19 protein-coding genes and 1 pseudogene are annotated in these 23614 nt (G+C 37.9%); 8 read left to right on the plus strand and 12 right to left on the minus strand.

Annotated features, from left to right (window positions below):
- Nucleotides 1–263: 263 nt before the first annotated feature.
- From QZ738_RS10855 to QZ738_RS10905, 12 genes and pseudogenes are all read right to left on the minus strand, one after another.
- The gene (locus QZ738_RS10855) at nt 264–737 is read right to left on the minus strand and encodes a hypothetical protein (RefSeq protein WP_293787412.1); all 474 of its coding nucleotides are present in this window, start codon (nt 735–737) and stop codon (nt 264–266) included.
- An 83-nt stretch (nt 738–820) separates the two neighbouring features.
- A complete protein-coding gene (locus QZ738_RS10860) occupies nt 821–1219 on the minus strand; it encodes a helix-turn-helix domain-containing protein (RefSeq protein ID WP_293787414.1) in 399 nt (132 codons plus the stop codon).
- Between the two features lie 121 nt (nt 1220–1340).
- A complete protein-coding gene (locus QZ738_RS10865; RefSeq protein WP_090984532.1) occupies nt 1341–1535 on the minus strand; it encodes a hypothetical protein in 195 nt (64 codons plus the stop codon).
- 111 nt (nt 1536–1646) lie between these two features.
- Nucleotides 1647–1871, minus strand: coding sequence for a CDGSH iron-sulfur domain-containing protein (locus QZ738_RS10870; RefSeq protein WP_293787416.1), 225 nt, complete (start codon nt 1869–1871; stop codon nt 1647–1649).
- A gap of 90 nt (nt 1872–1961) precedes the next feature.
- Nucleotides 1962–2639 (minus strand): GNAT family N-acetyltransferase, encoded by a 678-nt coding sequence (locus tag QZ738_RS10875; protein ID WP_293787418.1) that lies wholly within the window; start codon nt 2637–2639, stop codon nt 1962–1964.
- Nucleotides 2640–2778: 139 nt separating this feature from the next.
- Nucleotides 2779–3351: a hypothetical protein gene (locus tag QZ738_RS10880; RefSeq protein WP_293787420.1), complete on the minus strand. Its 573-nt coding sequence runs from the start codon at nt 3349–3351 to the stop codon at nt 2779–2781.
- Between the two features lie 42 nt (nt 3352–3393).
- A complete protein-coding gene (locus QZ738_RS10885; protein ID WP_293787422.1) occupies nt 3394–3600 on the minus strand; it encodes a hypothetical protein in 207 nt (68 codons plus the stop codon).
- A 74-nt stretch (nt 3601–3674) separates the two neighbouring features.
- Nucleotides 3675–3920, minus strand: a pseudogene (locus QZ738_RS21320) (RNA polymerase sigma factor); the annotation flags it as partial.
- Between the two features lie 33 nt (nt 3921–3953).
- Complete coding sequence (locus QZ738_RS10890) at nt 3954–4265, minus strand: sigma factor (RefSeq protein WP_293787424.1); 312 nt, start codon at nt 4263–4265, stop codon at nt 3954–3956.
- Between the two features lie 260 nt (nt 4266–4525).
- Nucleotides 4526–7195 carry a carboxypeptidase-like regulatory domain-containing protein gene (locus QZ738_RS10895; RefSeq protein WP_293787426.1) on the minus strand — a complete coding sequence of 890 codons (2670 nt, stop codon included), beginning with the start codon at nt 7193–7195 and terminating at the stop codon, nt 4526–4528.
- Nucleotides 7196–7202: 7 nt separating this feature from the next.
- The gene (locus tag QZ738_RS10900) at nt 7203–8036 is read right to left on the minus strand and encodes a GLPGLI family protein (RefSeq protein WP_293787428.1); all 834 of its coding nucleotides are present in this window, start codon (nt 8034–8036) and stop codon (nt 7203–7205) included.
- Between the two features lie 109 nt (nt 8037–8145).
- Nucleotides 8146–8424, minus strand: a complete 279-nt coding sequence (locus QZ738_RS10905; protein ID WP_293787429.1) for a hypothetical protein — start codon at nt 8422–8424, stop codon at nt 8146–8148.
- 398 nt (nt 8425–8822) lie between these two features.
- On the opposite strand from QZ738_RS10905, the gene QZ738_RS10910 reads away from it, so the two are divergent.
- The 8 genes from QZ738_RS10910 to QZ738_RS10945 all read left to right on the plus strand — a co-directional run bounded on the left by QZ738_RS10910 (nt 8823) and on the right by QZ738_RS10945 (nt 23509).
- Nucleotides 8823–10748 carry a histidine kinase gene (locus QZ738_RS10910; protein WP_293787430.1) on the plus strand — a complete coding sequence of 642 codons (1926 nt, stop codon included), beginning with the start codon at nt 8823–8825 and terminating at the stop codon, nt 10746–10748.
- A 12-nt stretch (nt 10749–10760) separates the two neighbouring features.
- On the plus strand, nt 10761–11507 hold the full coding sequence (locus QZ738_RS10915; RefSeq protein ID WP_293787431.1) for a LytTR family DNA-binding domain-containing protein: 747 nt from the start codon (nt 10761–10763) through the stop codon (nt 11505–11507).
- 288 nt (nt 11508–11795) lie between these two features.
- Nucleotides 11796–15524 carry a tetratricopeptide repeat protein gene (locus QZ738_RS10920; RefSeq protein ID WP_293787433.1) on the plus strand — a complete coding sequence of 1243 codons (3729 nt, stop codon included), beginning with the start codon at nt 11796–11798 and terminating at the stop codon, nt 15522–15524.
- Between the two features lie 813 nt (nt 15525–16337).
- Nucleotides 16338–17168, plus strand: a complete 831-nt coding sequence (locus QZ738_RS10925) for a hypothetical protein (protein ID WP_293787435.1) — start codon at nt 16338–16340, stop codon at nt 17166–17168.
- Nucleotides 17169–17170: 2 nt separating this feature from the next.
- On the plus strand, nt 17171–18403 hold the full coding sequence (locus QZ738_RS10930; protein WP_293787437.1) for a hypothetical protein: 1233 nt from the start codon (nt 17171–17173) through the stop codon (nt 18401–18403).
- Nucleotides 18404–18405: 2 nt separating this feature from the next.
- On the plus strand, nt 18406–19335 hold the full coding sequence (locus QZ738_RS10935; protein WP_293787439.1) for a glycosyltransferase family 2 protein: 930 nt from the start codon (nt 18406–18408) through the stop codon (nt 19333–19335).
- Nucleotides 19332–20501: an AMP-binding protein gene (locus tag QZ738_RS10940; protein ID WP_293787441.1), complete on the plus strand. Its 1170-nt coding sequence runs from the start codon at nt 19332–19334 to the stop codon at nt 20499–20501. Before QZ738_RS10935 ends, QZ738_RS10940 begins: the two co-directional genes overlap by 4 nt.
- Nucleotides 20502–21166: 665 nt before the next feature.
- The gene (locus QZ738_RS10945; RefSeq protein WP_293787443.1) at nt 21167–23509 is read left to right on the plus strand and encodes a glycoside hydrolase TIM-barrel-like domain-containing protein; all 2343 of its coding nucleotides are present in this window, start codon (nt 21167–21169) and stop codon (nt 23507–23509) included.
- Nucleotides 23510–23614: the final 105 nt, after the last annotated feature.

Here is a 23614-nt window from a genome sequence, read left to right on the forward strand (position 1 = left end):
TTTGATGCCAAAAAGTAAGAGCCCTTCGGCGGCGGTGAGCCGAGGCAAGACTGTGCTGTATGGCATAAGAAATCAGTTACGTCATTTATATTGATTTTTATACCATAAATTATTCCTCAGCATGACAACGGAGAGTAACCGAATAAAAAGCTCAAAAAAGAACGGGGATAAATCATACCGACCTATCCCCGTCATCTAAATTAACGCTCTCATATATATAAACAACCAAAAAGGTGATTTATTATATTTGATGTAAAATATTTTTATTTTTTTGTTACAGGCTTTTTGGTTGCTCCTGATTTTGTTTTCTTTTCATCCAGGGGAGCTTCTTCTGTTGCCACTGCTTTTTTCTTTGCAGGAGTTTTAGCTTTTTTAACTTCTACTGTTGGCGTTTCAGCTGCTTCTGTCTTCTTCTTATCTGGAGTTTTGGCTGTTTTAACTTCGGTTGCAGGTAATTCTGTAACGGATTCTTCTTTAGCCTCTACTACTTTGGGCGTATGATTTTGTTGCAGGTAGTTGGCTAAGACCTGTTTTAAATATACCTCGGGTTTAGGCATATTGATGATGGTGCCAGGTTCTTTATCCTGAGATTGCTTAATATAGGCTGATTTAATTTTGCCCCAATCTTTAGAATATAGTTTAATAAACATTTCTACAAATTGTTCGTCTGTATATTTTTTAGGCAATCTGCCGAGCACTGCCTGAATTTTTTCTTCTTTTCTGTGTAATACCGCCATGGATTTTATTTTGTACAAAGATAGCTGAATTTTATCATTATCGGTTTTGCCCTTTCAGGTAGACGGATAGTTAACATTGCCCGCTAAAGGGATGCCGGTATTTCTGCAGCGGTAGATTCGATTTTTCGATTTTTAACCAACCGTTCGCGATGTTTTAGTCCCCATTCTCTTAGTTCATTAATCACTCGGTCAAGCGATTCGCTATAGGGGGTAAGTTCATAAGTTACGGTAACGGGAGTGGTAGAAAATACCTTTCGGACCAGAAACTCATTCAATTCCAAATCCTTAAGTTCTTTCGATAATATTTTTGGCGTAATCTCACCGAGCGATTTCTGGATCTCATTAAACCGCTTGGGTCCATCTTGCAATGCAATAATTAACGGAAACTTCCACTTCCCGTTTAATACATATAACGCGTCTTTTACTGCATTTAAACTTGCCGTACAGGTTTCTTTATTACGGTGTTGTTTTCTTGTTTCCATAACACAAAGGTACATGCTTTCATAAAGATAGTACTATTCGTTGGGATATTAATAGCTTTAAGATAGTTGTCAGTAAACAATTTTATTCAACGTATGAAAACAATGCCGTTAAACTTCGAAACTACTTCTTCCATCCTTTTTGCATTTTTTTGTAGGCTTTTTTGCTGATTTTTGACTTTTTCTTGGATCTTGATTTGCCTTTTTTCTTCCGGGCGTTAATATTATTTACCAATGAGTTTTTAACCCCTAGCTTGTTCTTTTTTTTGCCTTTCTTTTTATCTTTTTTCTTTTTGCTTTTTTTCTTTTCTTTTGCCATGATGTAAATTATTTATTAATTAACACCAAATTGCATCAAAAGGTTCCGGTAAAAGTTTCTTAAAATAAAAAAGCACCAACCGTGGAAGATTAATGCTTTTAATACTGTTGATTAAACCTTTTTTGGAGGAAGATCGAATGCAATGGCATCATGCTCAAAATGGCCTTTATGAGCACCATCGCAAAATGGTTTGTTTTTAGATAAGCCACAACGACAGATTGAAACGACTTCTCTGCCCTGTAAGCCATAAGCATTCCCGTTTCTATCTACTATTTCAAAATCGCCCTCTATTTTAACAGAGCCGTTATTGTTAATGGTAAGTTTTGTTTTAGACATGTATGTATTAGTTTGGTGCAAAACTAAAACATCGGCACATTATTTTCAGAGCAGTTTTCTATTTAGAAACATTCTCTTCTTGGTTTAAGCTTATTTTCTGATGACGTACGCTATCATATCTGTTCTGATTTCGAAACCTAGTTTCTGGTAAAGTTTAATAGCGCCTTCATTGTCATTTCTAACGTGAAGAAAAGGTATTTCCGAACGGAGTAATATCCTTTTAACCTGCTCTTGTAAAATCTTAAATGCATAACCTTTGCCTAAATGATCAGGGTGTGTACAAACGGCGCTTATTTCACGATAGGGGCTTGGGAAAAACCGGTGACCGGCCATTGCAGCTAGTTGTTCATCTACAAATATGCCCGTGTAATTACTGAGTTCAATAGTTCTGGCCAGGAACGGTCCTGGTTTGGTCAGTTCTACCAGATCGATCATTTCATTAACATGTTTTAAATCCAGTTCTGTAAGGCCGCTTGCATCTGGCGTTGGAATTTCTTTGCCACGGAAAATGAATTGAAACATATCAATCTGAGTTAACAGATTCCATTTTTCGGGTATTTCTACTGGGGTTTTTGAGAAAAATACGAAAAGACTTTCTGCCGGACTGATTTGATAGAGGGTATTTAGGTTCTCCTGCGAATTATCTTTCAAACCGGCGAATGCGGTGATATCTTCAACGTAGTATTTTACCTCATCAGTTCCTTTTGAGATATGGCTATGCCCTGATGTTAAGGCATAATAAATCGGATTATCTAATACTTCTTCCATCCAACAAAGATATTAAATGCGCGGTTAGGCAGGGGTAGATTTTGTTTAGGCTAACCGAATGAAATTTTTGGGATTGAAAAAAAATACCCGCGGTTTTTAATCGCGGGCATCTGAGCGTGCTGTTAATATTAAGCTAAATTTATTGATTTGATCCTGATCGCACCAGTTTCCATAGTGATTCAACAGGTACCGTATTTTTTACCACCATCTGTACACTGGGATTCATTTCACTATGCGTGTACATTTTTGTGTTAGAAACCGTTCCCACTACACGCCCATAAACATCCAATACCGGGCCATCGCTTGATCCGGTTGCATAATCTGCAGAAATAGCCATCATTTCCCTGAAGAAATGGGCATCATCTGGTCCTGCTTCTTCCATGTATTTATTTGTTACGTTACCCTGGCACTGCCCACCTTTTGGAGTGGATAAGGTAAAATTCTGAATTTGATCTTCTTTAGCGAGCAATGCTCCATCTTTGTAGCGGATCGTATTTTTATCGGCAATAATCTCTTGTTTACTGCCCTCTAATTGATAGACTTTACCATTAGTTGACTGTAACGTTGCCCGATGAGTACCAGGAAGGATGTCATGTGCAATATCTTTTCGAAGAGTATCTTTAAGATAATTGGATTTATAAATAAAAAATGTGGTGAATAAAAAAATCAAGATGGCTGCTGCGGCTGCTGCATATTGTAGAGATGAAAACAATTTCCGCTGCTTAGGCTGAACCTTTTCTATTTTCTGAGCGATTTAATTCCAGACTAAATCGCCAATAGCTTTAGATTTTGGATGAACTGAGTGAGATGTTGAATCAAAATATCCGCTAACTACCTCATCAAACTGTACCTCATCTTCATTATTCTGAAGAAGTTGGTTAAGTTCGGTCAATTCATCCTTTGTGATGACATCGTTTAGGTACTGATCAAATAAAAACTTAATTCTGTTTGGTTTGCTCATGGTAAACTAGGGAAAAATCATCCCTTTTAAGTAGAATACACATGAAAAAGAAAAAATAGCACCTCTTGGTAAAATTATTTTTTTAATATGGTGGGTAGCAGGAGAACAAATAGCTCAAATGATCTTGATTTTAATACCGTTTTTAGGTGTTTGTTAGCTTTTTGAATATGATGATTGATAACAGAAAGGCTGATATTCAGTTTTTCGCTAATTTCCTGATAGCTTAGACCCTCCAGTTTATGTAAGGTGTATACCTCCCGCTGTCGATTAGTAAGCTGATCCATGGCCTGATTTAAAATGGCCCTGGCCTGTTCTGCATCATCGCCTTCTTCTACAGGATGATATAATTCTTCTTAGCCAACCTCATGGCGCATAAGCTGATCGTAAACATTTTTCCGGATTACATTTTTAGACAGGTTTGAGGCGATCTTGTAAAGAAATGCGCCAAAACTTAGTTCTGTATCAATCATTTCGCGGTTGATCCAGATCTTTAGAAATACATCTTGTAAGATATCCTGGGCCAGGTCTTCAGATTTTAAAAGATAAATCAGTTTACTGGCGAGTTTCTCTGAATAAATCTGGTACAACTGCCTGAAGGCTGCCTGATCACCATCTTTTAATTCAATTAATAGCTTCTTTTCGACAGTAATAGGAGTAGACTTCACTTAACCTCAGTCGTTTAGTTTTGCTAATTTATATAAAAACTGAGTAGTGTCAATGTTTTTTTAAATAAAGTGGTCTGTTATTTAATAAAATATAGAAAACTAACTATTTTTTGATCGGTTTTTTACTTCATTTTGTCTTCTTCAATCGTTATATCCAAAAATGCTCAAAAAGCAGAATATATTAGCAAAATATCGTTTGCTAAACCTATGTTGAGATCTTTTTAAAAAGAAAAGTTTTTCAGAATTTGCCACATCGGTGTCTAGAAGTTGAAGCTGTATTTAATTAAAAATGTTCTTTGCCTTAAGGGCATGTCATAAATACTGAGTTCATTAGTATTGGAACTGCTCTGTGTATAAGCCTGCTGACCGATCAGGTTGATACATTGAAACTCAAAAACACCTGTTGTTTTACCTGGTGAATATCTAAAATTGAAATCTAAAAAAGATTGTTGATTCCGGTTCTGGAAGGACTGGTTAAAGCTGATTAAGTTATAGTTGAGTTGATAGGAAAGTTTATGTCCAATCCGGTGGTTCCATTCTGCCCTCAATTTATGATTGCTCACCACATTCTCGGTCAAGCTGCCGTTATAGGCTTTCTGCCGGTTAGTGGCCTTCATAAAATCGTACATCAGCAACAGGCTAAGCTGATTGGAAAATTTTCTTCTCAGAGAAGTGCCTGCATTTATCTGTGTACCATCATACGGAACAATGTCATTATTATAAAAGTTAAAGCCCTGCTGAAAGCCTATATTGGATCTGAACGAAAGGTTAAGCCCGGCAAAAAACAGGTATTTTGATATATTTGTACCAATATTATATTCTTTTAGCCGATTATCAAAATCTACGGCCACGGCACGGGTTTGTATACTTTCTACCGCATATGAACGGATATAGTTTTGCCTGCTTGCCACATAACTCAGATCAATGTTGAAAAAAAACATATTGATTGGCTTGCGGAAAGAATACCTTGCAGAAAGCGATGTTTGATCTAGTACGGGAATTGGGATGGCATTTGAATTGAACTGCCGGAAATTGACCAGGATAATGCCCTGGTAAATATCTTTTACGTCGCCAAAACTTTTATCAGCTGCGTAACTGAACTGCATATCTGCAAACTTTCCCGCATTTGTTCGAAAGGATACGGCGGGATTTAAACTAAAATATCTACTTTCTGTGGAGTACTGTTTAATCCGGTTATCATCACTGATAAAATTGTATCCGGGAGCTAACGTAACATTAAGTTCGCCTTTTTTTAAACGGTATAGCGCAGATGATTTTACCCTGACTTCCACATTCTGAAATCCGGTGTTATTAATATAATCATTTCCAGGATGATGTTCGCTGAGGGTATCCTGTAAAATCAGTAAACCGCTCTTTAAACTGTTTTTTTCAAGACCAAAGTTGACAGAAGAAGAGAGCACTACTCTGCCGGTTTTTTTACGGAGTGCAACACTTTCATCCACAAAAATATTATTGGTAAAAACTGACTGTTTGAGCTGCCGGTAATCTGCTCCATTGTTCAGAATTGACTTATGGATTCCAGGCATTATCTTCAGTTGTTCATCAACCTTTTGATATTGTAGCAATCCGTTGTATTCCAGTACTGTTTCAGTTCCCAAAACCTTTACCATTTTCGTTTGATTATACACGGAACGGGTTTTCATCGGTTGTTCCTGCGCAAAATCGGCATCATTCTGCGAAGCTTGCCCCCTGCGCTGCCAGTTGGGTATTTCCAAACTGGTTTGCGATTGGAAATAAAGTTTACTGCTGTTTTTTTCTATCTGCATCTTGGCTTTCCAACTGTTTAGGCGGTATACATTGTCCTGTTCTTCAACGTAGCTAACGGTATCTGCCCCTGTTAAAAAGTAACTCACGCTATTGTTAAAACGATAATGGCATTTAAGTTGCAGTGTCGATAAGTTAAATCTCAGGCGCCAGTCTTGCCCAAGGTTCAGCAGTGTATTTGCAGATGCACTAAGGTCGTTATTGAAGAGATAGTATTTGGGTTGTAAATCAGGAATGATTTCACTTTGCATGGATAAATAGCTTTGCGGATCTCTGGCTCTGAATTCATTCGCCGAAAGCTGGCCGGCTTCTTCCTGTTCTACCTGCAGATCGTTACCTATGTTGTTGGCTTTTAGGGTATTGATTCCCTTAATACCTTTTCTAAAAATCATATTGTTAAAGTCGGCCAGGTAAGCTTTATTCCCTGCACCTGCCTGTGCGTTATTGCTAATCATTGTTTTAACACTATCGCTCAAAGTGAGATTGAGCGCTACATCATCGCTGCTCACATAACCGTTTAAAGCTTTAACAGGCTGGTCGCGTTCAATTACCTGCAACTGGGAAATGGCCGAAGCCGGAATATTAGAGGTGGCAAGTTTGTAATTTCGGTCTAATAGATTTTCACCATCAATATAGACTTTTGATATTCTTTTACCATTAAAACTGATCCCTCCTTTATCATCAACCTGTAGGCCGGGCATGCGTCCAATCACATCGGCAATTACCCGATCCTGATTTTCTTTAAACCGTCTTACATCATATTTTAAGGTGTCGGCCATTTTGCTGACCGGACCTGACGATTTAACATTAACTTCCTGTAGGTTGATGATGCTGTGTTTAAGGATAATAAGAAGATTGTTAACTGATTTATTTTTGAGTTTCAAAGTGTAGGGTTTAAACCCAAGTACTGTGGCTTTGATAAGCAGGCTATCTTCGGCTGTTTCGAGCTTGCAAACGAAGTTACCAGTTTGATCAGTTTTGGAAAATAATAGGCCTGCGCCTTTATTGTTTATAACGGTTATTGAAGCACCTGGTATGGCGGTACCGCTACTATCGCGCACGGCACCTGCAATGACGCTTTGCGCATGTACCTGTTGTAGGCAGATGAGCAAAAAAAAGCAGATACAGATTACCCTTGTAAACATGAACTGTTTATTTTTCCAGTTCCAGAGGAAAGTTTATGCTCAATTTTTTTCCGTTTGTACTTTTCGTCTGTCCACTGCTCATCAGCATCATTACACTTTGTGGATCGAAAGCATCCATATCGAGATTTTCGGCGTAAGCTTTTTCCATCCGTTCATATTGGGCTAAGGTGGTAGTGGTTAATTCCCGAGGAAGATCTAACGAAACTGCAGAAGGCAGCTTTACAGGGGGCACCACTTTTGTACAACTAAAAGTTATCCTTCCGGTTTTATCATTCGCTTCAAGTATTAGGCCGGGTAGTCCATGGAGTTTCCACGGACCAAAACTGACAGGTATATCGGTTGTAAACCATGCGGTATAGGTTCGTCCCTTCCAGGTACCGGTTGCCTCCTGGCAGTTATAGCCTAAAATGGTTTTGGTTTCGGCGGAAATCTTCCAGTTTATTTTATCAGTGATTTCGTTAATAAGATAATCGGCACCATTAAAATTTTTAACAACAGCTAGCTTGTTGCCATTGTTAAAAACCTGTTCGGCAGTTACGGGTGTATAAGTGCCCATATCAACCTCTTCGCTTTCGCTTTCCTCGGCATTTTTAATGATCTCTGCATTCACAGAATCCTGTACAAGTTTAGTATGGCTGGTATAAATACTTTTATCTGCGTTAAATGCCAGTAAAAATTCTTCCGTCCATACTTTCGCATTTTGCGTAGAGTCTTTAATGTGGGTAAAACGATAATATGCTGCACGCGCTGCTTGTTTCTGTGCAAAAACAGATTCGCAGCATAAACTATACGCCAAAAAAAGTGAAAGCCCTAATAAACAATTTTTTAAATGTTTTTTCATAATGCCCTGTTTAAAGAGACCATCCTCTTCTAGATAAAATAAACAGGGGCGTAGTTCACACCCCTGTCTCGGTGTTCGCGCTGAATTTAGATTACAGCTGGTTTAGTATTTAGTGGCAGTTTTGCTGGTCCAGGTGGTTCCAGATCCCGCTCATTACACCTGGTGCATTGACAGCATCGGTGTAAACATTTACAACTACATCACCACAGGTTAAATGAAATACATATTTCTTGGTTTTTCTCCTCTGACTTTTGCTGGCTTGTTTTTCGGCAACTTTTTTTTCTGAGGTGTTTTTAGATAGGGGTAGGGCCTTTGTTGGTGCTACTTCGCCGGCGAATGCGCCGAATCCCATTGCTGTAAATGCTAGTGCAATAAATAAACGTTTCATAGTTTTTCTTGTTAAGTAAATGGTTAAAATATTTGAAAAAGAGGATGGTGCTCGTTTTTCTACCGTGAATTTCAATAGAAAAGCGTGGACAGAGAAGGGCCAACCCACATTCGGTAATTTCCGTTCCATATTCGCAATACTTTTCCAAAAATCTGTTAAGGCACTTTATCTGCTGTTCATTTTTTAAAGGAACTGGTGATGTACTGATTTTGTGTAAATAGTCTAAATCTCATTATTGCTTCAAATTCTAGCTTTAATCCTCAATCGAATAATCAAAGTTTATCAACGGATATAGCCTCAAAGTTCCCGAATATCGATAGGGGTTTTTGCGCTACCCTTTTGATTGATATATTTAGGCATTAATTCTGGGGAAGATCCTCAACGATCAATTAAGCAACATGAATCTTTTTTTTCGATATCGCTTTATTCCTGTTTTTACGCTTGCCCTGTTCTGCCTGCTATCGTGCCGGCAAAAGCCCGAGGCAAATGGCAGTGGTCAGTCCGTGTCAGCTCAGGGACAATCTACAGCGGATCTGCTCTCATTTATCATTTCATTAGATACACTAGTAGGATCTAAAAAGTTAAAGACAGTCATCGATAGGCAGGATAGTATCCTCTCTTTAATGCCGGCAAAGGAGAAAAATCCTTTTTACCATTATTTCAAAGCAAGAAAATTTTCCATTGCGAAGAAAAGGGATAGCGCGCTTGCTGCTTATGAGCAAATGAGGGGATACCGTAAAAATGACGATATTGAGTTGTTAAAGGAAAATGCAATCATTTCGTATGCCATAGGCAATGGCTCAATGGTAGAGGCCCGGCTTATGAACCGGATACTATCAGGTTTAAAGGCCGCAGAAATACAGAAAAGCCGGTTAACCTACCGTTATTATGATTTAATTGCGCAAGCCTATTATCAAAACGATAACGAACAAAAATCGTTGGAATACGCTGCCAGGTATTATGCGGCCCACCCTTATAAAAATTCTTCCGTTATCAAACAACGGTATTTTGATATCTCTTTTTTGCTTGCTTCGAGGCTTGGTGATTTGAACAAAATGTTATATTACAACAACCAGGCGCGCATACTGGCTGTTAACATCAAAGATAGCCTGGCGCTGGCCCGCACTTACGATAATCAGGCTCAGATTTACAGTAAGCAGAGAAAAAACGGAAAGGCACTTGAGTGTAGTCGTATATACTTTAACTTTTTGAAAAAGACGAATAACCTGAATGATATTGCTTACAGTAATCTCGCTACTTCTTTTATCCGTAATACCCAGCCAGACTCGGCTATTTTTTATTTCCGCGCAGGGATGGAAATGGAGAAAAAAGATCCATCAGGCAAGCGCAAAACTTCTCCCTACATGGGGCTTATTGATGCTTATAAGTTAAAAGGCAATTTCAAATCGGCATTGGCAGCTGCCGATTCTCTTTATAAAACTGAAATCAGCAACAGTAAAGCGATAGAGGCGGCAAGGATAGCTGAATTACATGAAAAATATGAGGTAGAAAAAAAAGACCGTAGTATTAACGAACTGAACAGCCGAAATCAGCTAAATGAGAAACTGATTAACCAACAGCGCTGGTTACTGTTTATGGTGTTGGTTATTTCCGTTGCCGCTGTGTCGCTGTTCATCATCATTTATCGCCAGCTTCGTTTAAAAGATAAGAACAAGCTTCTGGCAGCTGATAACCAGCGTTTGATTATGGAACAAAAACTTCTTCAGGTACAACTGAATCCACATTTCATATTTAATGCCATTTCCAATCTGCAAGGTCTGATTTCATCGGGCAATACCTCTGAGTCTGTAAGGTATTTAAAATCTTTTTCAGGTTTATTAAGGGCGGTTCTTGAACAAAACAGGAAGGATTTTATCTCCATCGAAGAAGAGATATCTTCGTTAAATAATTACCTTTTATTACAGCAGATGCGTTATGCCGATACCTTTACGTATCGGATTTCGGTTTCGAAAGAAATTGATGCACAGGCCACACTCATTCCTCCTATGTTTATCCAGCCTTTTGTCGAGAATTCGATTGAGCATGGATTTAGGAATATCCCTTATAAAGGATTACTTAAAATTTCTTTTCATCAGCAAGACAATCAGCTCGGAATAACAATAGACGACAATGGCTGCGGCTTAAATAATAAGGTAGCTGGAAATAAGCAAAAGCAGTCTTTGGCACAAACCATTCTGACCGAACGGTTCGAAGCGCTTTTTTGCCGTTATAGCCAAAATGCCAATTTTACGCTTACCAACAAAAATGATACTGGTGAGCATGGTGTGCTGGTGAAAATCAATATTCCGATTATCAACGATTAATTTACGTTCATTATGAAACTTTATATACTGGAAGACGAGCCGCGGATTATGCAGCATATTTTACAGATTGTAAGCCGGATCGATTATGTACAAGTGATAGGCGGGGCTGCAGAAATAGCTGTTGCCGCCGCTGAAATACCGGTTTTAAAGCCCGAAATCATTCTTGCTGATATCAGACTAAAGGATGGTGACAGTTTTGAGCTTTTTGAACGGATTGGCGTAACAGATTTTCAGGTCATCTTTTTAACTGCTTACGATCAATATGCGATACAGGCACTTAATCTTGGTGCTTTAGCTTATCTGCTTAAGCCAGTTGACGAAGAGTCGCTTACCTCTGCCATAAATAAATGCTTTCACCACCGTAAACAGGAGTTATTTGACCAACACCAATTAAGCATTGCCAAAGAACATTATCTATCCCAGGGTTTATCGGCCAACAAGCGTATTGCACTTAAAACACTCGAATATATTGAAGTGGTTGCTATAGAGAATATTATGTTCTGCAAAGGCGATAAAGGATATACCACTTTTGTGATCAAAGGATCAAATGAAATACTGGTATCAAAAGGTTTGAAAGATTATGAAAGCCTGCTGTCTCCTTTTGGCTTTTTAAGATGCCACCAATCCTATCTGGTCAATTTTGCCTATGTTAAAAAATATTTCAGGGAAGGCTATCTTCAAATGGATAATGGAGAGAAGATCCAGGTTTCCAGCAGAAAGAAAGAAGAGGTATTAAGGTATCTGGAGAATATTGCTTAAGCTTATCTGGGCAGAAAATTTTCAAAACGCTCATGTAAACCGGAAGTATATATTAAACTGGTTAATTCCTATACTTCTTATAAACACATTGATCCACGATCATTGCGGTGTTGACTATTGATACACTTGGTGATCAACATTTAGCTCTTCTTATTTGGCTAATCCTTTTCACTATGATTAAATATTTGGTTCAATATTCTAAATACTCACTGTAAATAAGGTGTTTTTATGTTTATTTTGATCAAAAATTGCTTTTGATTCAGATTTGTTTTTTTTTATAATTACAAAATGAAATTCAAACTATTAATTCTCTCTATTCTTGTTTCTTCGTCTATTCAGGCACAAACAAATTTAAACCCAGGTTGGGAATATTTTTTCAAAAACGACCGTACAGCAGCACGTGATTTTTTTACCAAAGCAGCCCTAAAACCTGCATCTTCAGATGAAGCAAATGTTGCGCTTTCTATGATGACTGAAATGGACCGTTCGGATAAAGAGGGCTTTGACTATTTAAATAAATTAGCCAATACCTCGAAAAACCCGCAACCATACCTGGTCGCACTCTGGAGTGATATGCCCAACAGGGCTTCCAGAATAAAAACAGCCGATCAGCTGGAGTTTTATAAAAAACTTGCAGCAAGAAAAGACGTTGACGGAACCCTAAATGCATTGGCCTATTCGTCATTAGGTTCGCATTACGAAGAGAAAAAGCAATATGCCGATGCAGATCAGTATTTCAATAAGATTGGCGAAATCGAAAATTGGTTAATTACTGGCGAGTATGAAAATATTTCGACCAGTGGTTTTGATAAACCATATGATGATATTTTAGCCCATCCGGAACTTAATTATGTTTTTACGGGGAAGAAGAACCGGAAATTTAGCTGGAGAACGGTACCTTATACCAGGCACGATAAATGGTTCGATTTTACCTATTACAATACTTACGAAAATGCATTACAGTTTGCCCAAACCTTTGTTAATGCACCTGTAAATACAACGGCGCAGTTGAGGATCGGCGTATCCGGATCGGTAAAGGTTTGGGTAAACGACCGGCTTGTCATCAGCGAATCTGAAGAAAGAAACAACGATCTTGATGCCTATATCGTTCCGGTTAACTTAAACCAGGGCTACAACCGGATTTTGGTACAGATTGGTGAAAGTTATGCAGGTAGATCGAATTTTATGCTGCGGTTAACAGATGCTAACGGAACCCCGTTAGATAAGCTTTCTGCCACAAGTACACCGCAAGCCTATTCAAAAGACACTAACCCTGTTGCTGCTCAGCTCAAGTCGGTTGGCTTTAAGTATTTTGAAGATGCCCTAAAAGCAAAACCTCAGAACTATTTAAATCAGTTAATGATGGCGAAGCTTTACCTGCGTTTAGGGAATGTATTTGATGCGAGATTGATCCTGGAGAAACTTAAAAAGCGTTTCCCCGAAAGCACCTATCTGAACCTGATGATGATAGAGCTTTTTGGGAAAGCGGACAATAGAACCGGAATAGAAACCCTGAAAGAAGAAATCAAAACTCACGACCCTGATTGTTCACTTGCGCTTGAACTGATGTACAACGAGCATTTTCAACAGAATGATTACGTACGGGCAAAAGAAATTATAGCCAAACTCGAAAAAATCTATGGTGAGAATGAAGCGGTTTTGATTAAAAAACTTAATATACTCGGGCAAGAGAAAAAACAACCGGAAATTATCGACCTGGTTGAAAAAATTTATCCTCAGCATTTAAGTTCAGCAGATATTGTGAATTTAAAATACCTGATTGAAGTGCAGATTAGGAAAAATCCTAAGGCTATTGATATTCTTCAAAAGTATATTAACGAAAATAACGATTATAAAGCGGCTAAATATGTAGCTAAATTATACATGGATAAAGGAGAAACTGATGCGGGGATTGATATCTATAAGAAAGAACTGAAAGATGATCCGATTGGTTTTTCAGTTTATACCGACCTGGCAGCCGTTTATTATAAGTTGCAACAGTATGATGAAGCTGAAAAATTATATTTAAAGGTACTGGAGATTGACCCTAACAACGCGTTTGTGTATTCGCAGTTGGGTATGTTGTATGATGCAAATAAGCAGAAAGAAAAAAGTATTAAGGCTTACGAAACGAGTTTACAGATCGATCCGAACAATTACACTGTGATTCAGTTGTTAAGAACCCTTCAGGATAAAAAGGCCGTTTTCGATTACTTCGAAAAACCCGACGTGAAAGCGATGGTTAGCCAGGCACCATCCAAAACCGAATATCCTGATGGGCAGGTTGTGGTTTTAAATAATGAGGTGCAGAAAGTTGTTTATGAAAACGGAGGATCGGAAGAGAAACACTTTTTTACGGCAAAAATCCTCACCCAGAAAGGGCTTGAAAGCTTTAAGGAGTACGCCATTCCTTATAACAATGATCAGAACTATGCTATCGAAATTGCTGAGGTGATAAAAACCAATGGAACGAAAGTTCCGGCCGAAACCAACAATAATGAATTGGTGTTTACCAACCTGGAAGTTGGCGACGTAATCAATATCCGCTATAAAATCGAAAATTTCCACATGGGAGCCATGTCGAGCCATTTTTGGGATGCCTTCTATTTTAGTGATGGACTCGATAATCTTAAAATTAAATATTCGCTGCTCATCCACCGCGACAAAGCGTTTAAATATGTGTTTTCGCAACAGGATATTGCTCCCCTTAAAACAACAAAGGATGAATTTGATTTGTACGTTTGGGAGAAGAATAAACAAGAAGCATTAAGATACGAAGATAAAATGCCGCCAATGGATGATGTAACCAATATGCTGTATTTATCATCTATTCCGGATTGGAAATTTATTGCAGATTGGTACGATAATATTGCTTCGGCCAAGGCAAGGAGCAGTTATGAAATTAAAACAGTAGTAAACGATTTGTTTGCGGGCAAAGGTAATCCGGATGATTTGACCAAAATCAAAATGATTTATAATTACATCATTACCAACATCGCATATAGCTCTGTATCGTTCAGGCAAAGTGGTATTATTCCACAAAACCCATCAACAGTGATTAATACCAGAATTGGCGATTGTAAAGATGTGTCTACACTTTTTGTTAGCATGTGTAAAGAAGCAGGTATTTCAGCAACGCTGGCTTTGGCAAATACCAGAGATCGGGGACAGCATACGCTATTATTGCCAAGTATCGAATTTAATCACTGCATTGCCAAATCTACCATAGGTGGAAAAGATTATTGGGTAGAACTCACTTCCGGAACCTTGCCTTTTAACACTTTCAGTAATACTTTTCTTGGTTCTAATATTCTGGAAATTAACAAAACGAGCATAGGCTTGACTCCATTTAATCCCGGTATAAGAGGAAAAAATATTATGGGTTACAAAACCGAAGTGAAGTTGGAAAATGCCGATATGATGGTAAAGGAAACGAATTGGAATACCGGATCAATGTCTAGCTACATGAGAAGTGTCTTTAACGATTTGAGCAATGCGGATCAAATCAAGAAAATGAAGGAAGATTTAACGGGTACTTATCCTGAAAATGAGATTTATAGCTTGAATTTTACCAACCTAAATGCCGCAAAGTCAACTTCTGATACAGTAGCGACCGCCTGCTCATATAAATTGCTCAATGTGAGCAAAAGTGTAGCAGGGATGTCTATATTCTCTATTCCATGGTCAAATAAATCATATGCCACCGCACTGCAGGTGATTTCACCGCGTAAATTTGGTTTAGATCTTACCCAATTGTTTGGCATTGATGAGTCTAACCAGGAATTATCATTAGAATTGCCAACGGGCAAAGCGATGGTTCAGCCTTTTAAAACTGTACAACTGACCAACGATTTTATTGATTTTAAGCTGGAAAGTGAACAACAGGGAAATAAAATCTTATTAAAGCGGCGTTTTGTATTAAAGAAAGATTACGTTCCTGTAGATAAGATCGATCAGTTTAAGGCATTTTATAAGGAAATGGCCGAAGCTGATGATCAGCAATTGGCGATGAAGTAGAACTGGAGTCCATACCGAAATAGATTTCCGTTTCAGATATATTTGTTTGTAAAAATTAATAGTGTAAATGGAAAAAACTAACGGTATGGGCATACATCTACCCGCATATCCAATGGCTTTTCATATAGCAGCAGTTTTCGCCAGCTTTTTTTCCGGCCAGTTTTCTGAAAATCAATGTCAAAACATATGGCCATTATTCAGGCAATAGAATTGCCTGGAATCTCTTAACGCCAAAAGGCCGCCGCTGCAGTTTGAGTAAAGGGCCATATTTTATTGTTTTTGAATCAAGGGCTCAATCTGTGTAAAATCAATAACCTCCTTCTGATTGTGAAGTTTGCATCAGACAAAATTCATTGCTTACGTTTTTGTATGGTTTTAATGGTAAACGGAAATACGTTTCCATAGTTGTGTGCTTGTGCCTGATGTTTACTTCATCATAAGATTTTATGTATTTTAAATTATACACAAATGTATTTTTAAAAAATATATTTGTGTATTTTTAATATATATTTCGTATGTATTTTTTTTAATAATAAAAAAGTACGTATCTATGTGTAAGTCAAATCCATCTTATCACTCAAACCGCTCATCAAAATGAAAAACGCTCATTCATCAATTATTCCAATCATTATAATTTAACTGCATATTGCTAAATATCAGTTAGTTGTATTTTGCTTGTCGTCAATATTAATATCATACCTGATCAGCCAAGTATGAAGCTAATACTGGTTTAGTTATTAATATTTTAAAACAAATTAACAATATTTTATCTGCCTTAATCTACTTTTTTAATAAACCTTAAACCTAACAAACGTGAAAAATTTATTATCAATTATCATTCCTGTACTCGAGGGGATGGAAGAATCTCCGTTGAAGCACCAACTTTTGGCCTATTTTCCAGAGCAAGCTGAACATTTTAAAACCATTGAAGACAGCTTTGTAAAACTCACCGCAGTGCTGCATGATCGGGATCATCTTAAACCTTTTTTTCATAGCTGGAGCCAAACAAACAATAGTGCCGTTACTGTTGCCGGATTGAGTAACCGCATGACCATGCTGATCCATAAAAATATACCTGTAGCAGACGAAGCGCAGCTTTTCAGATCGGTAGCCAGTTTAAACAGGATCGTTGATGAAGACCTGGCTGTTGTTGGCAAAGTATTACACTCTGATCTGTTCTATACCATGGCTACAAATACCTGCGGTGATGATGGATGGTTGTTGAGGCAATATCTTGATCCAAGTGCACGTGCCTTTAAATATTGGAAAGACCAGAACTCGTTGCGGAATAAAGATTTATTGATCGGCCTGTTAACCACGCTGGTGCATGAAATTTATACCCATGGAGAGGTGGAATTTATACTTCCAAAATTTACGCGTTGGCTGGAAGATGACTTTGGTTTTGACAAAGATACGCTAAAACATACATTGGCCTGGATAACCGTACATTGCGGACCAACAGAAAAAAACCATTTCTTTTATGCGGTTAGTGCTATCAATTATTACATTAAAGCGATGGACGTAAATTTGGCTGATTATGATCTGCGCGAGATTGTTGCCGATTACTTAAGTAAAAAAGCGGCCGTAATGGAAACCATTAGTGCCAGTTTGGAACCCGTAATGCATGAAGAAGAAATTGCATAAAGATGAGGGGCGAACTTGTAGCAGACCAAATCATCTGTAGTCGAGAGGCACTAAATGAAATGCTGATGAAGCACCTGGGCGAAATACCCTGCAATGGTGCTGATTCATTTTCTCCGGTTCCGGTGGCTGTAAACCGTGATGAAATTGCACAGATGGAAAAGCTATGTCAGGTATTGAATAAGGCATTAACCAGTGTAGTCAATGCGTATTTTGCTGATGAAAGGATACGTGCCTTTTATAATTTTGATGATTGTTTGAACGATATCTTAAACACTGCAAACATGCAGCCTTATGAAGTGGGCATGTACCGTCCTGATTTTTTACAGGCAGAAGATGGCAGCATCAAAATCTGCGAAATAGGAGCCAGGTATCCGGTTAACGGGTGGATGTTGAGTTACTACCTAAACTTGATTGCTGAAGATAGCCGTTTATCATCACTGGAGAACATTCCACATCAGCGTGATTTTATTGATGCTATTTTTAGCCGTTTCAACAGTAATGAGCCCGTTGTACTGGTACACGACAAAGAAAAAGGCACCGAAGTATTTTATCTGCTAAAGGAGTTCAGCAAACAGGGTTTAAATTATGTTTCTGCAAGTCCAGCCCAGTTAACATGCGAAAACGGATTTATTGTTTTGCACGGTAAACCTGTTCATCAGTTTATATTGGAAATGGACCGCGAAGAACTGCGTAATTTTGACCCTGAAGTGTTAAAGCTGATCATTAGTAAAGGAAACTATTTTAACGATGTCCGGACATTGATATTGGTCCATGACAAGCGCATCCTTGCTGTGCTGTATAGTGAAGAGATCATGAAAAATTATCTTTCTGAAGAAGAATATCTTTTTTTACGCTCTTTTTTAATACCTACTTATGCCTTGCATACACCCGAAAAACGAAATGAAGTAAGCAACTCATGCTTAAATTGGGTATTAAAGCGCAACAGCGGTGGCCGGGGTATTGATATGTATGTAAAAGGCGATTGTGAAGCCGTTGTTTGGTCTGATATTATTGATAAACAATGGCCCGAATACATGATACAGGAATATGTACCGCAACGTTGGTTTAAATACAGTAGTGGTGCAGAGAAAAGCCTGATCAATTTAGTAGGGATGTTGCTGTGTTACAATAACCGGTCATTTGGTCCCGGATTGTTCCGTGGTTCAGCAGAAAGCGTGGTTAATGTTCACCAGGGTAGGGGAGTCATTTTTCCCGCCATGATGTCGGCATCGTAAATATGACACATGCCGTCATTATACCATTGTTTAATAAAGCAGCTTATATTACGCAAACGTTAACTTCACTCATCCGGCAAAGTAAACTGCCGGATGAGTTGATTATTGTAGACGATTTAAGTACAGATAATAGCCTCTCCGTTGTCTATGATTTTTTACGTGATCATATTTCAGCTTTTGGCCATTGCAGGATACAGGTAATTAGACTCACCGAAAACAAAGGACCGGGTAATGCACGCAATATCGGTTTTGCGGCTATCCATTCCGAATTGGTAAGTTTTTTGGATGCTGACGATGAATACCATCCAGATTTACTAAGCGTTGCAGCTCGTGCATTTGAAATGCATCAGCTCGATTTTATGGTACTTAATATTGCTTTTATGCCAGGCAACGAAATATGCCCTAAGCTGAAACCATTGAAAAGATACCTGGAACCGCTGGAGACAGATTTATATCTGATTAAACATCCTTTATTGGCCGTTAGCGATCCGCATTTTATTATGGGGGTTGGCAGTAATGTAATTACACGAAGTAAGTGGATTGCCGCTAACCGATATGATTCGGAAGTACAGTTAAATGAAGGTATTGATTTTTGGTATCGGGTGCTTAAAGGAATATTGAGCAAAGTGCCCGGAAAAATAGTATTGCAAGCAGGAGCTTATCTTTATGTTAACGAGGTTCCGGAGAGCCTTTCCAGGAAAAAATACAGCCATTTTAAACAGATCGAATTGCCGCCGGTAATTGCGAGGTATAGGAACAGTAAAGATAAACACGACCAGCTGTTGATGGGCATGATCGGTGAACGCTGGTATAAATATGCTTTACAGAATTTACCCTCCAACAGCCAAAAAATCAGATTTTTATGGCATTATCGCCACTTCTGGGCGAAGTATCTTAGCTATTTGTTCATCAAAAGTTTAAACCTTGAATGATTAATCCTATCCTGAATCAATACTATCACATTGTTAAACAATCAGACCTTTTTAGGTCTCATTATCTTAACTATGATGATTATCGAAATGCACCCATTATAGGTAAAAAGGAATTAATTGGTCTGCTGAATGATAATTTTGACTTGCATAGTCAGAAACGAGGCGTTTATTTAGTACGATCGGGCGGATCTACCCAAAAACCACTGGTTTTTCCCGTTGATATTGCAGAAAATCTCGAACAGCGTGCAGCCCTTGCATCCGCATTAAAACAAGCTGAAGTATTTACACCAAAAACCATCGCACTTAATATGTTTGGTTACATGGATATGTACCGTACCGCTGCAATTATGGATGATCTGCTGGAGAGGTGTAATGCAACAACCTTAGTTGCCAGCGCCAGCCTACCTTACGAAGAGGCTTACCAGATGGCGCTAAATTTTAAGCCAGATTTATTATTGGGAACACCATCAAAATTATTCCTTTTCGCGCAATACCTTAAAAAAAAACAGCTTCGCTTATCCATTACCAACCTTTTATTTGGTGGCGAGTTTTTGCCGCCGTCACATATCAAACTTTTCGAAGATATTTTCGGAACCCGACAGATCTATTCATTATATGGTGCTGCAGAAACAGGGATATGGGCCTGGTGCAACTATAGCCGGTCGCCATCATTGTTCAGGGTAATTGATGGTCTGATAGTAGAACCAAACAATCCTGATGCTAATGGCTATGGCCCGCTACTCGTAAGCAATCTATTCCGTAAGCGTTTCCCCATCTTTAGGTATGATACCGGCGATATCGGCAAATGGGTAGAAGTTGAGGGGCAATTGTATCTGGAATTAAAAGGGAGGTATTCAAATTCTTTTATGTTTAACGAATGCAACTATGAGCTTGATGATTTTAATGCTGTTTTTGCGGATGTTGAACGGTTTCAGATACAAATTATACCTCATGAAGAACATACATCCATAATATTTATGCTGGTAACCGATATCACCAATGTTGACCAAAATGTATATGTTGAACAAAAACTCCGACAGCTATATGAGGTATTTGGTTACAAAGTAAAAAAATTAGAGGTTTTAGTCGGTCATGAGTTAAATCTGTATACCAATGTTGTTACTGGTAAAACACCCGCGTTGATTGATTATCGGATTTGTACCTGATAATTGATGTATTTTGGATATTAGTGGTATTCAGACCAATGCTTCTTCAAGTGTGCCTTTAAACTAAGCAAATTGGAAATTTCTCTAAGTTTTGAGAAAGTAAAACGCCGTGACAGGTTAAATATACGGCATGTATTGGCTTTCTCCGAAACGCTTAACTATTTTAATTTATACTGATTTTTAAGTATTGCTCTCCGATAGAATCAATTGTATCTTGTAAACAGATGCATGTACTTCTTTATAATTAGAAAAATTAGTTTTGATTTAAATGGCTAAAAATTCTAAAATGCACTATAGTCTATCCCGAATATAATCCTATTCATGTAGAGAATGATAACATCTACATAATGTATTCTTATTTCGGATTTTATATTTAGATATTATGTTTGAATTAGATTGATGATGTGTTAAATGGTTTTCACTTTTGAGGTATGTTATGCGGAAAAAAGAAATGGATTTTGATAGTTAAAAAATTCAAACCTGATAATTAGATAGTGCATGTTATGCCTGTTAGTAATTCCTGCGCTTGATAAGGAAAGAATTGATCAAAGCATTAAGATTCATACTGAAATCGCCTTTTAGCTCACCAGATACACAATCATGGTAATTACCATTCAAAAAATTAACTTATCACCTATTTATAGCACTTATTTGATATAAAAGTCATGGCAAAAATAACACCAATAACAGATGGATATATAAATGAAATCATCAAGGCATCTGGTCCTTTCAATCCAAATTTAAACAAAACACAGGGCATTAAGTTAAGGGAGCTTATAAAAAAACTGAGAGATGGGGCAGCAGACGAAACCAGTATTTATAATTTAATTAGTCCAGCCATTAATGCAGTAATGGTCACTAGCTTTGATGAATTTGGTTATGATACAACCATACGAAGCAATATTGGGGCAACTAAATATTTCAATGCTATTTACGAATCTTTGGTTATTGGCAGTTCATCGCCAGAGAAAACTGATTTTACCTATACTGTTGAAGAGAATCTTTCCAGGTTAACTGAGGTAGATACCTGTGTAATGTGGTTGAACTGGTTTAGTGAAGGCTTTATCAATCCAACGGTTGTAAAGGCTGGGATCAGTCAGGATGTAAAAGCGGAAATAGCTGATGGCGTGTGGACTGCTGGAGGTTATAGTAAGGATACAGCCCTTCAAATATCTAATGTTATTGATCTGGCCGGAACACAAAATGATCAAAGCTTCATCAATGGAGCGCGTTACCTTCAAGAGCGAGGCTATAAGGTTGGCTTTGCACCTATTGTCAGATTTATAAATAACAGCGATATCAACAATAAAGAGCGCTGGAGAGGAGAAGTCATATTCTCAGAAGAATCATCAGTGCATGCTTGGATAGAAAGTTATAGAACTTTCGTAGAATATTACCTTGAGCTTTCAAGTGATGCAGGTATTGATTTATCACTCATCTACATTGGATCGGAGATGGTTACACTGTCTACGAATAGCAATGCAGCCATCCGAAACAAATGGTTTGTAACGTTAAAACAACTTGCAGCATCTGCCAGGCATTATTTTCCTGCCTCAAAAATTACATATGCGGCAGATTGGACAGAGTTTGGTTATACAAATAATCAATTTTTTATGGATTGGCTTTGGGCAGATCCGAATATCGACCATCCTGGGATTGACTATTATATGCCCATATTGGAAGAGCATTCAGATGATGTAGGTACAATAAAAAAAGGATTTATTGCTGGAGAACTAATGGATTATTATTACAGCGGGCATACTAGTGAGTATAGGAAATATTCTGTTTCTAATGGTAAAGGTAAATCTGCATTGAGCAAAACAAAAATGAGTGTTCAGTATGGTTTAAAAAACATCCGTTCATTTATCAACAATCAACACTATCAAACAAAAAGAGAAGGCTTCATCGCCGATTCGTCTCCTCTGGTTATTGATAGCAATTATATTAATTCCATACAGGAGACTAATAAATTGATAAACGGACTTACCGGAAATGGGTTAGTTGATTCCGTTATGAAATCAGGTGCTAAAGGTGGGGTCGGAAAAGCACTTGGATTAAATAAAAAATGGTTACGGTTAAATGGTGCACAATTTGCAAAATGTGATTTGTCAAATATGCCTGGTAGCCCGCAAATCATAGATTTTTCTTTAAATTTTCTGATTGAGGAAATTCCAGGCGGATATGGACGTGTTTTCAAATGTGATCTTTTAGACTTATTCTTTGACGGAAATACCTTAAAATTGGCTATCAATAATAGTACTTATTTAGATGTCATCACTTCGGTAAATATAAATTCAGCCTATCACCTGACGGTAAAGATTGAAAATGGTTCTGCTATGGTTAAATGTGGAACTTTCGTAAATACATCTGCTGTCAGTCAGACTGGTTTAGGTAGCACATTTTTTCTCGGGGCTGGCGGAGAGACTTGGGATTTTGTAAAATGTAAAATATATCAGTGCAGAATTGCGGTAAAAAATGCTACCGATTGGTATGGGGGAACGTTTCATTTTGAAGATGAATATTTGGGGAGAAGAACAGAATGGGATGCCAATTTTATACTTGGACAAAACAAAACCTTAATGGCCACAGAACTGGGGGTTGCCTCTATTTCGGGTTCTTTAGTGGAGCCCAATGTTTTTCCACATATACGCAAATCGAATCAATCGGATGCTATTCTCCCACAAAATAACAGTAATGAATATTTTAGAAGATTGCAGTATTTTAGTTTTTACATTAATGAAATTTTTGGTCCATATGGCTCATCATTTGATATTGATGAAGTTCACCAATCACTAGGCCTGAGGCTTTTGATCGAGTTTTTAAAAGCTGCAGGTTGTTCTACCCAAGTTGTATACAACCTGGATGCAAGGTACCACCTCTCTTTAAAAGCCGTTACAGGAGGTGCCTTATATTATGTAGATGCACCAAACCATTTATTTAACCATGCATTAAATGGTAAATTGGTTAATCATTATATAAACGGGATAGATCAGGAAATCCGGCCTTAGCGGATTGCAATCAGTTCTTTGATATGCATGCTGCCAACCTTTAAGAGCAATTTTTAGAATTGTTCTTAAGGGTAGGTTTGACATCTACATCACATCCCGATAGAA

This window comes from uncultured Pedobacter sp. (assembly GCF_913776295.1).
Lineage (GTDB): Bacteria > Bacteroidota > Bacteroidia > Sphingobacteriales > Sphingobacteriaceae > Pedobacter.

Excerpts from the sequence above, each read along its gene's own strand:
- QZ738_RS10865 (WP_090984532.1), bottom strand. The coding sequence starts at position 1,535 with ATGGCAAAAGAAAAGAAAAAAAGCAAAAAGAAAAAAGATAAAAAGAAA.
- QZ738_RS10930 (WP_293787437.1), top strand. The coding sequence starts at position 17,171 with ATGAGGGGCGAACTTGTAGCAGACCAAATCATCTGTAGTCGAGAGGCA.
- QZ738_RS10910 (WP_293787430.1), top strand. The coding sequence starts at position 8,823 with ATGAATCTTTTTTTTCGATATCGCTTTATTCCTGTTTTTACGCTTGCC.
- QZ738_RS10945 (WP_293787443.1), top strand. The coding sequence starts at position 21,167 with ATGGCAAAAATAACACCAATAACAGATGGATATATAAATGAAATCATC.
- QZ738_RS10915 (WP_293787431.1), top strand. The coding sequence starts at position 10,761 with ATGAAACTTTATATACTGGAAGACGAGCCGCGGATTATGCAGCATATT.
- QZ738_RS10940 (WP_293787441.1), top strand. The coding sequence starts at position 19,332 with ATGATTAATCCTATCCTGAATCAATACTATCACATTGTTAAACAATCA.
- QZ738_RS10855 (WP_293787412.1), bottom strand. The coding sequence starts at position 737 with ATGGCGGTATTACACAGAAAAGAAGAAAAAATTCAGGCAGTGCTCGGC.
- QZ738_RS10895 (WP_293787426.1), bottom strand. The coding sequence starts at position 7,195 with ATGTTTACAAGGGTAATCTGTATCTGCTTTTTTTTGCTCATCTGCCTA.
- QZ738_RS10875 (WP_293787418.1), bottom strand. The coding sequence starts at position 2,639 with ATGGAAGAAGTATTAGATAATCCGATTTATTATGCCTTAACATCAGGG.
- QZ738_RS10905 (WP_293787429.1), bottom strand. The coding sequence starts at position 8,424 with ATGAAACGTTTATTTATTGCACTAGCATTTACAGCAATGGGATTCGGC.
- QZ738_RS10870 (WP_293787416.1), bottom strand. The coding sequence starts at position 1,871 with ATGTCTAAAACAAAACTTACCATTAACAATAACGGCTCTGTTAAAATA.
- QZ738_RS10900 (WP_293787428.1), bottom strand. The coding sequence starts at position 8,036 with ATGAAAAAACATTTAAAAAATTGTTTATTAGGGCTTTCACTTTTTTTG.
- QZ738_RS10935 (WP_293787439.1), top strand. The coding sequence starts at position 18,406 with ATGACACATGCCGTCATTATACCATTGTTTAATAAAGCAGCTTATATT.
- QZ738_RS10885 (WP_293787422.1), bottom strand. The coding sequence starts at position 3,600 with ATGAGCAAACCAAACAGAATTAAGTTTTTATTTGATCAGTACCTAAAC.
- QZ738_RS10920 (WP_293787433.1), top strand. The coding sequence starts at position 11,796 with ATGAAATTCAAACTATTAATTCTCTCTATTCTTGTTTCTTCGTCTATT.
- QZ738_RS10860 (WP_293787414.1), bottom strand. The coding sequence starts at position 1,219 with ATGGAAACAAGAAAACAACACCGTAATAAAGAAACCTGTACGGCAAGT.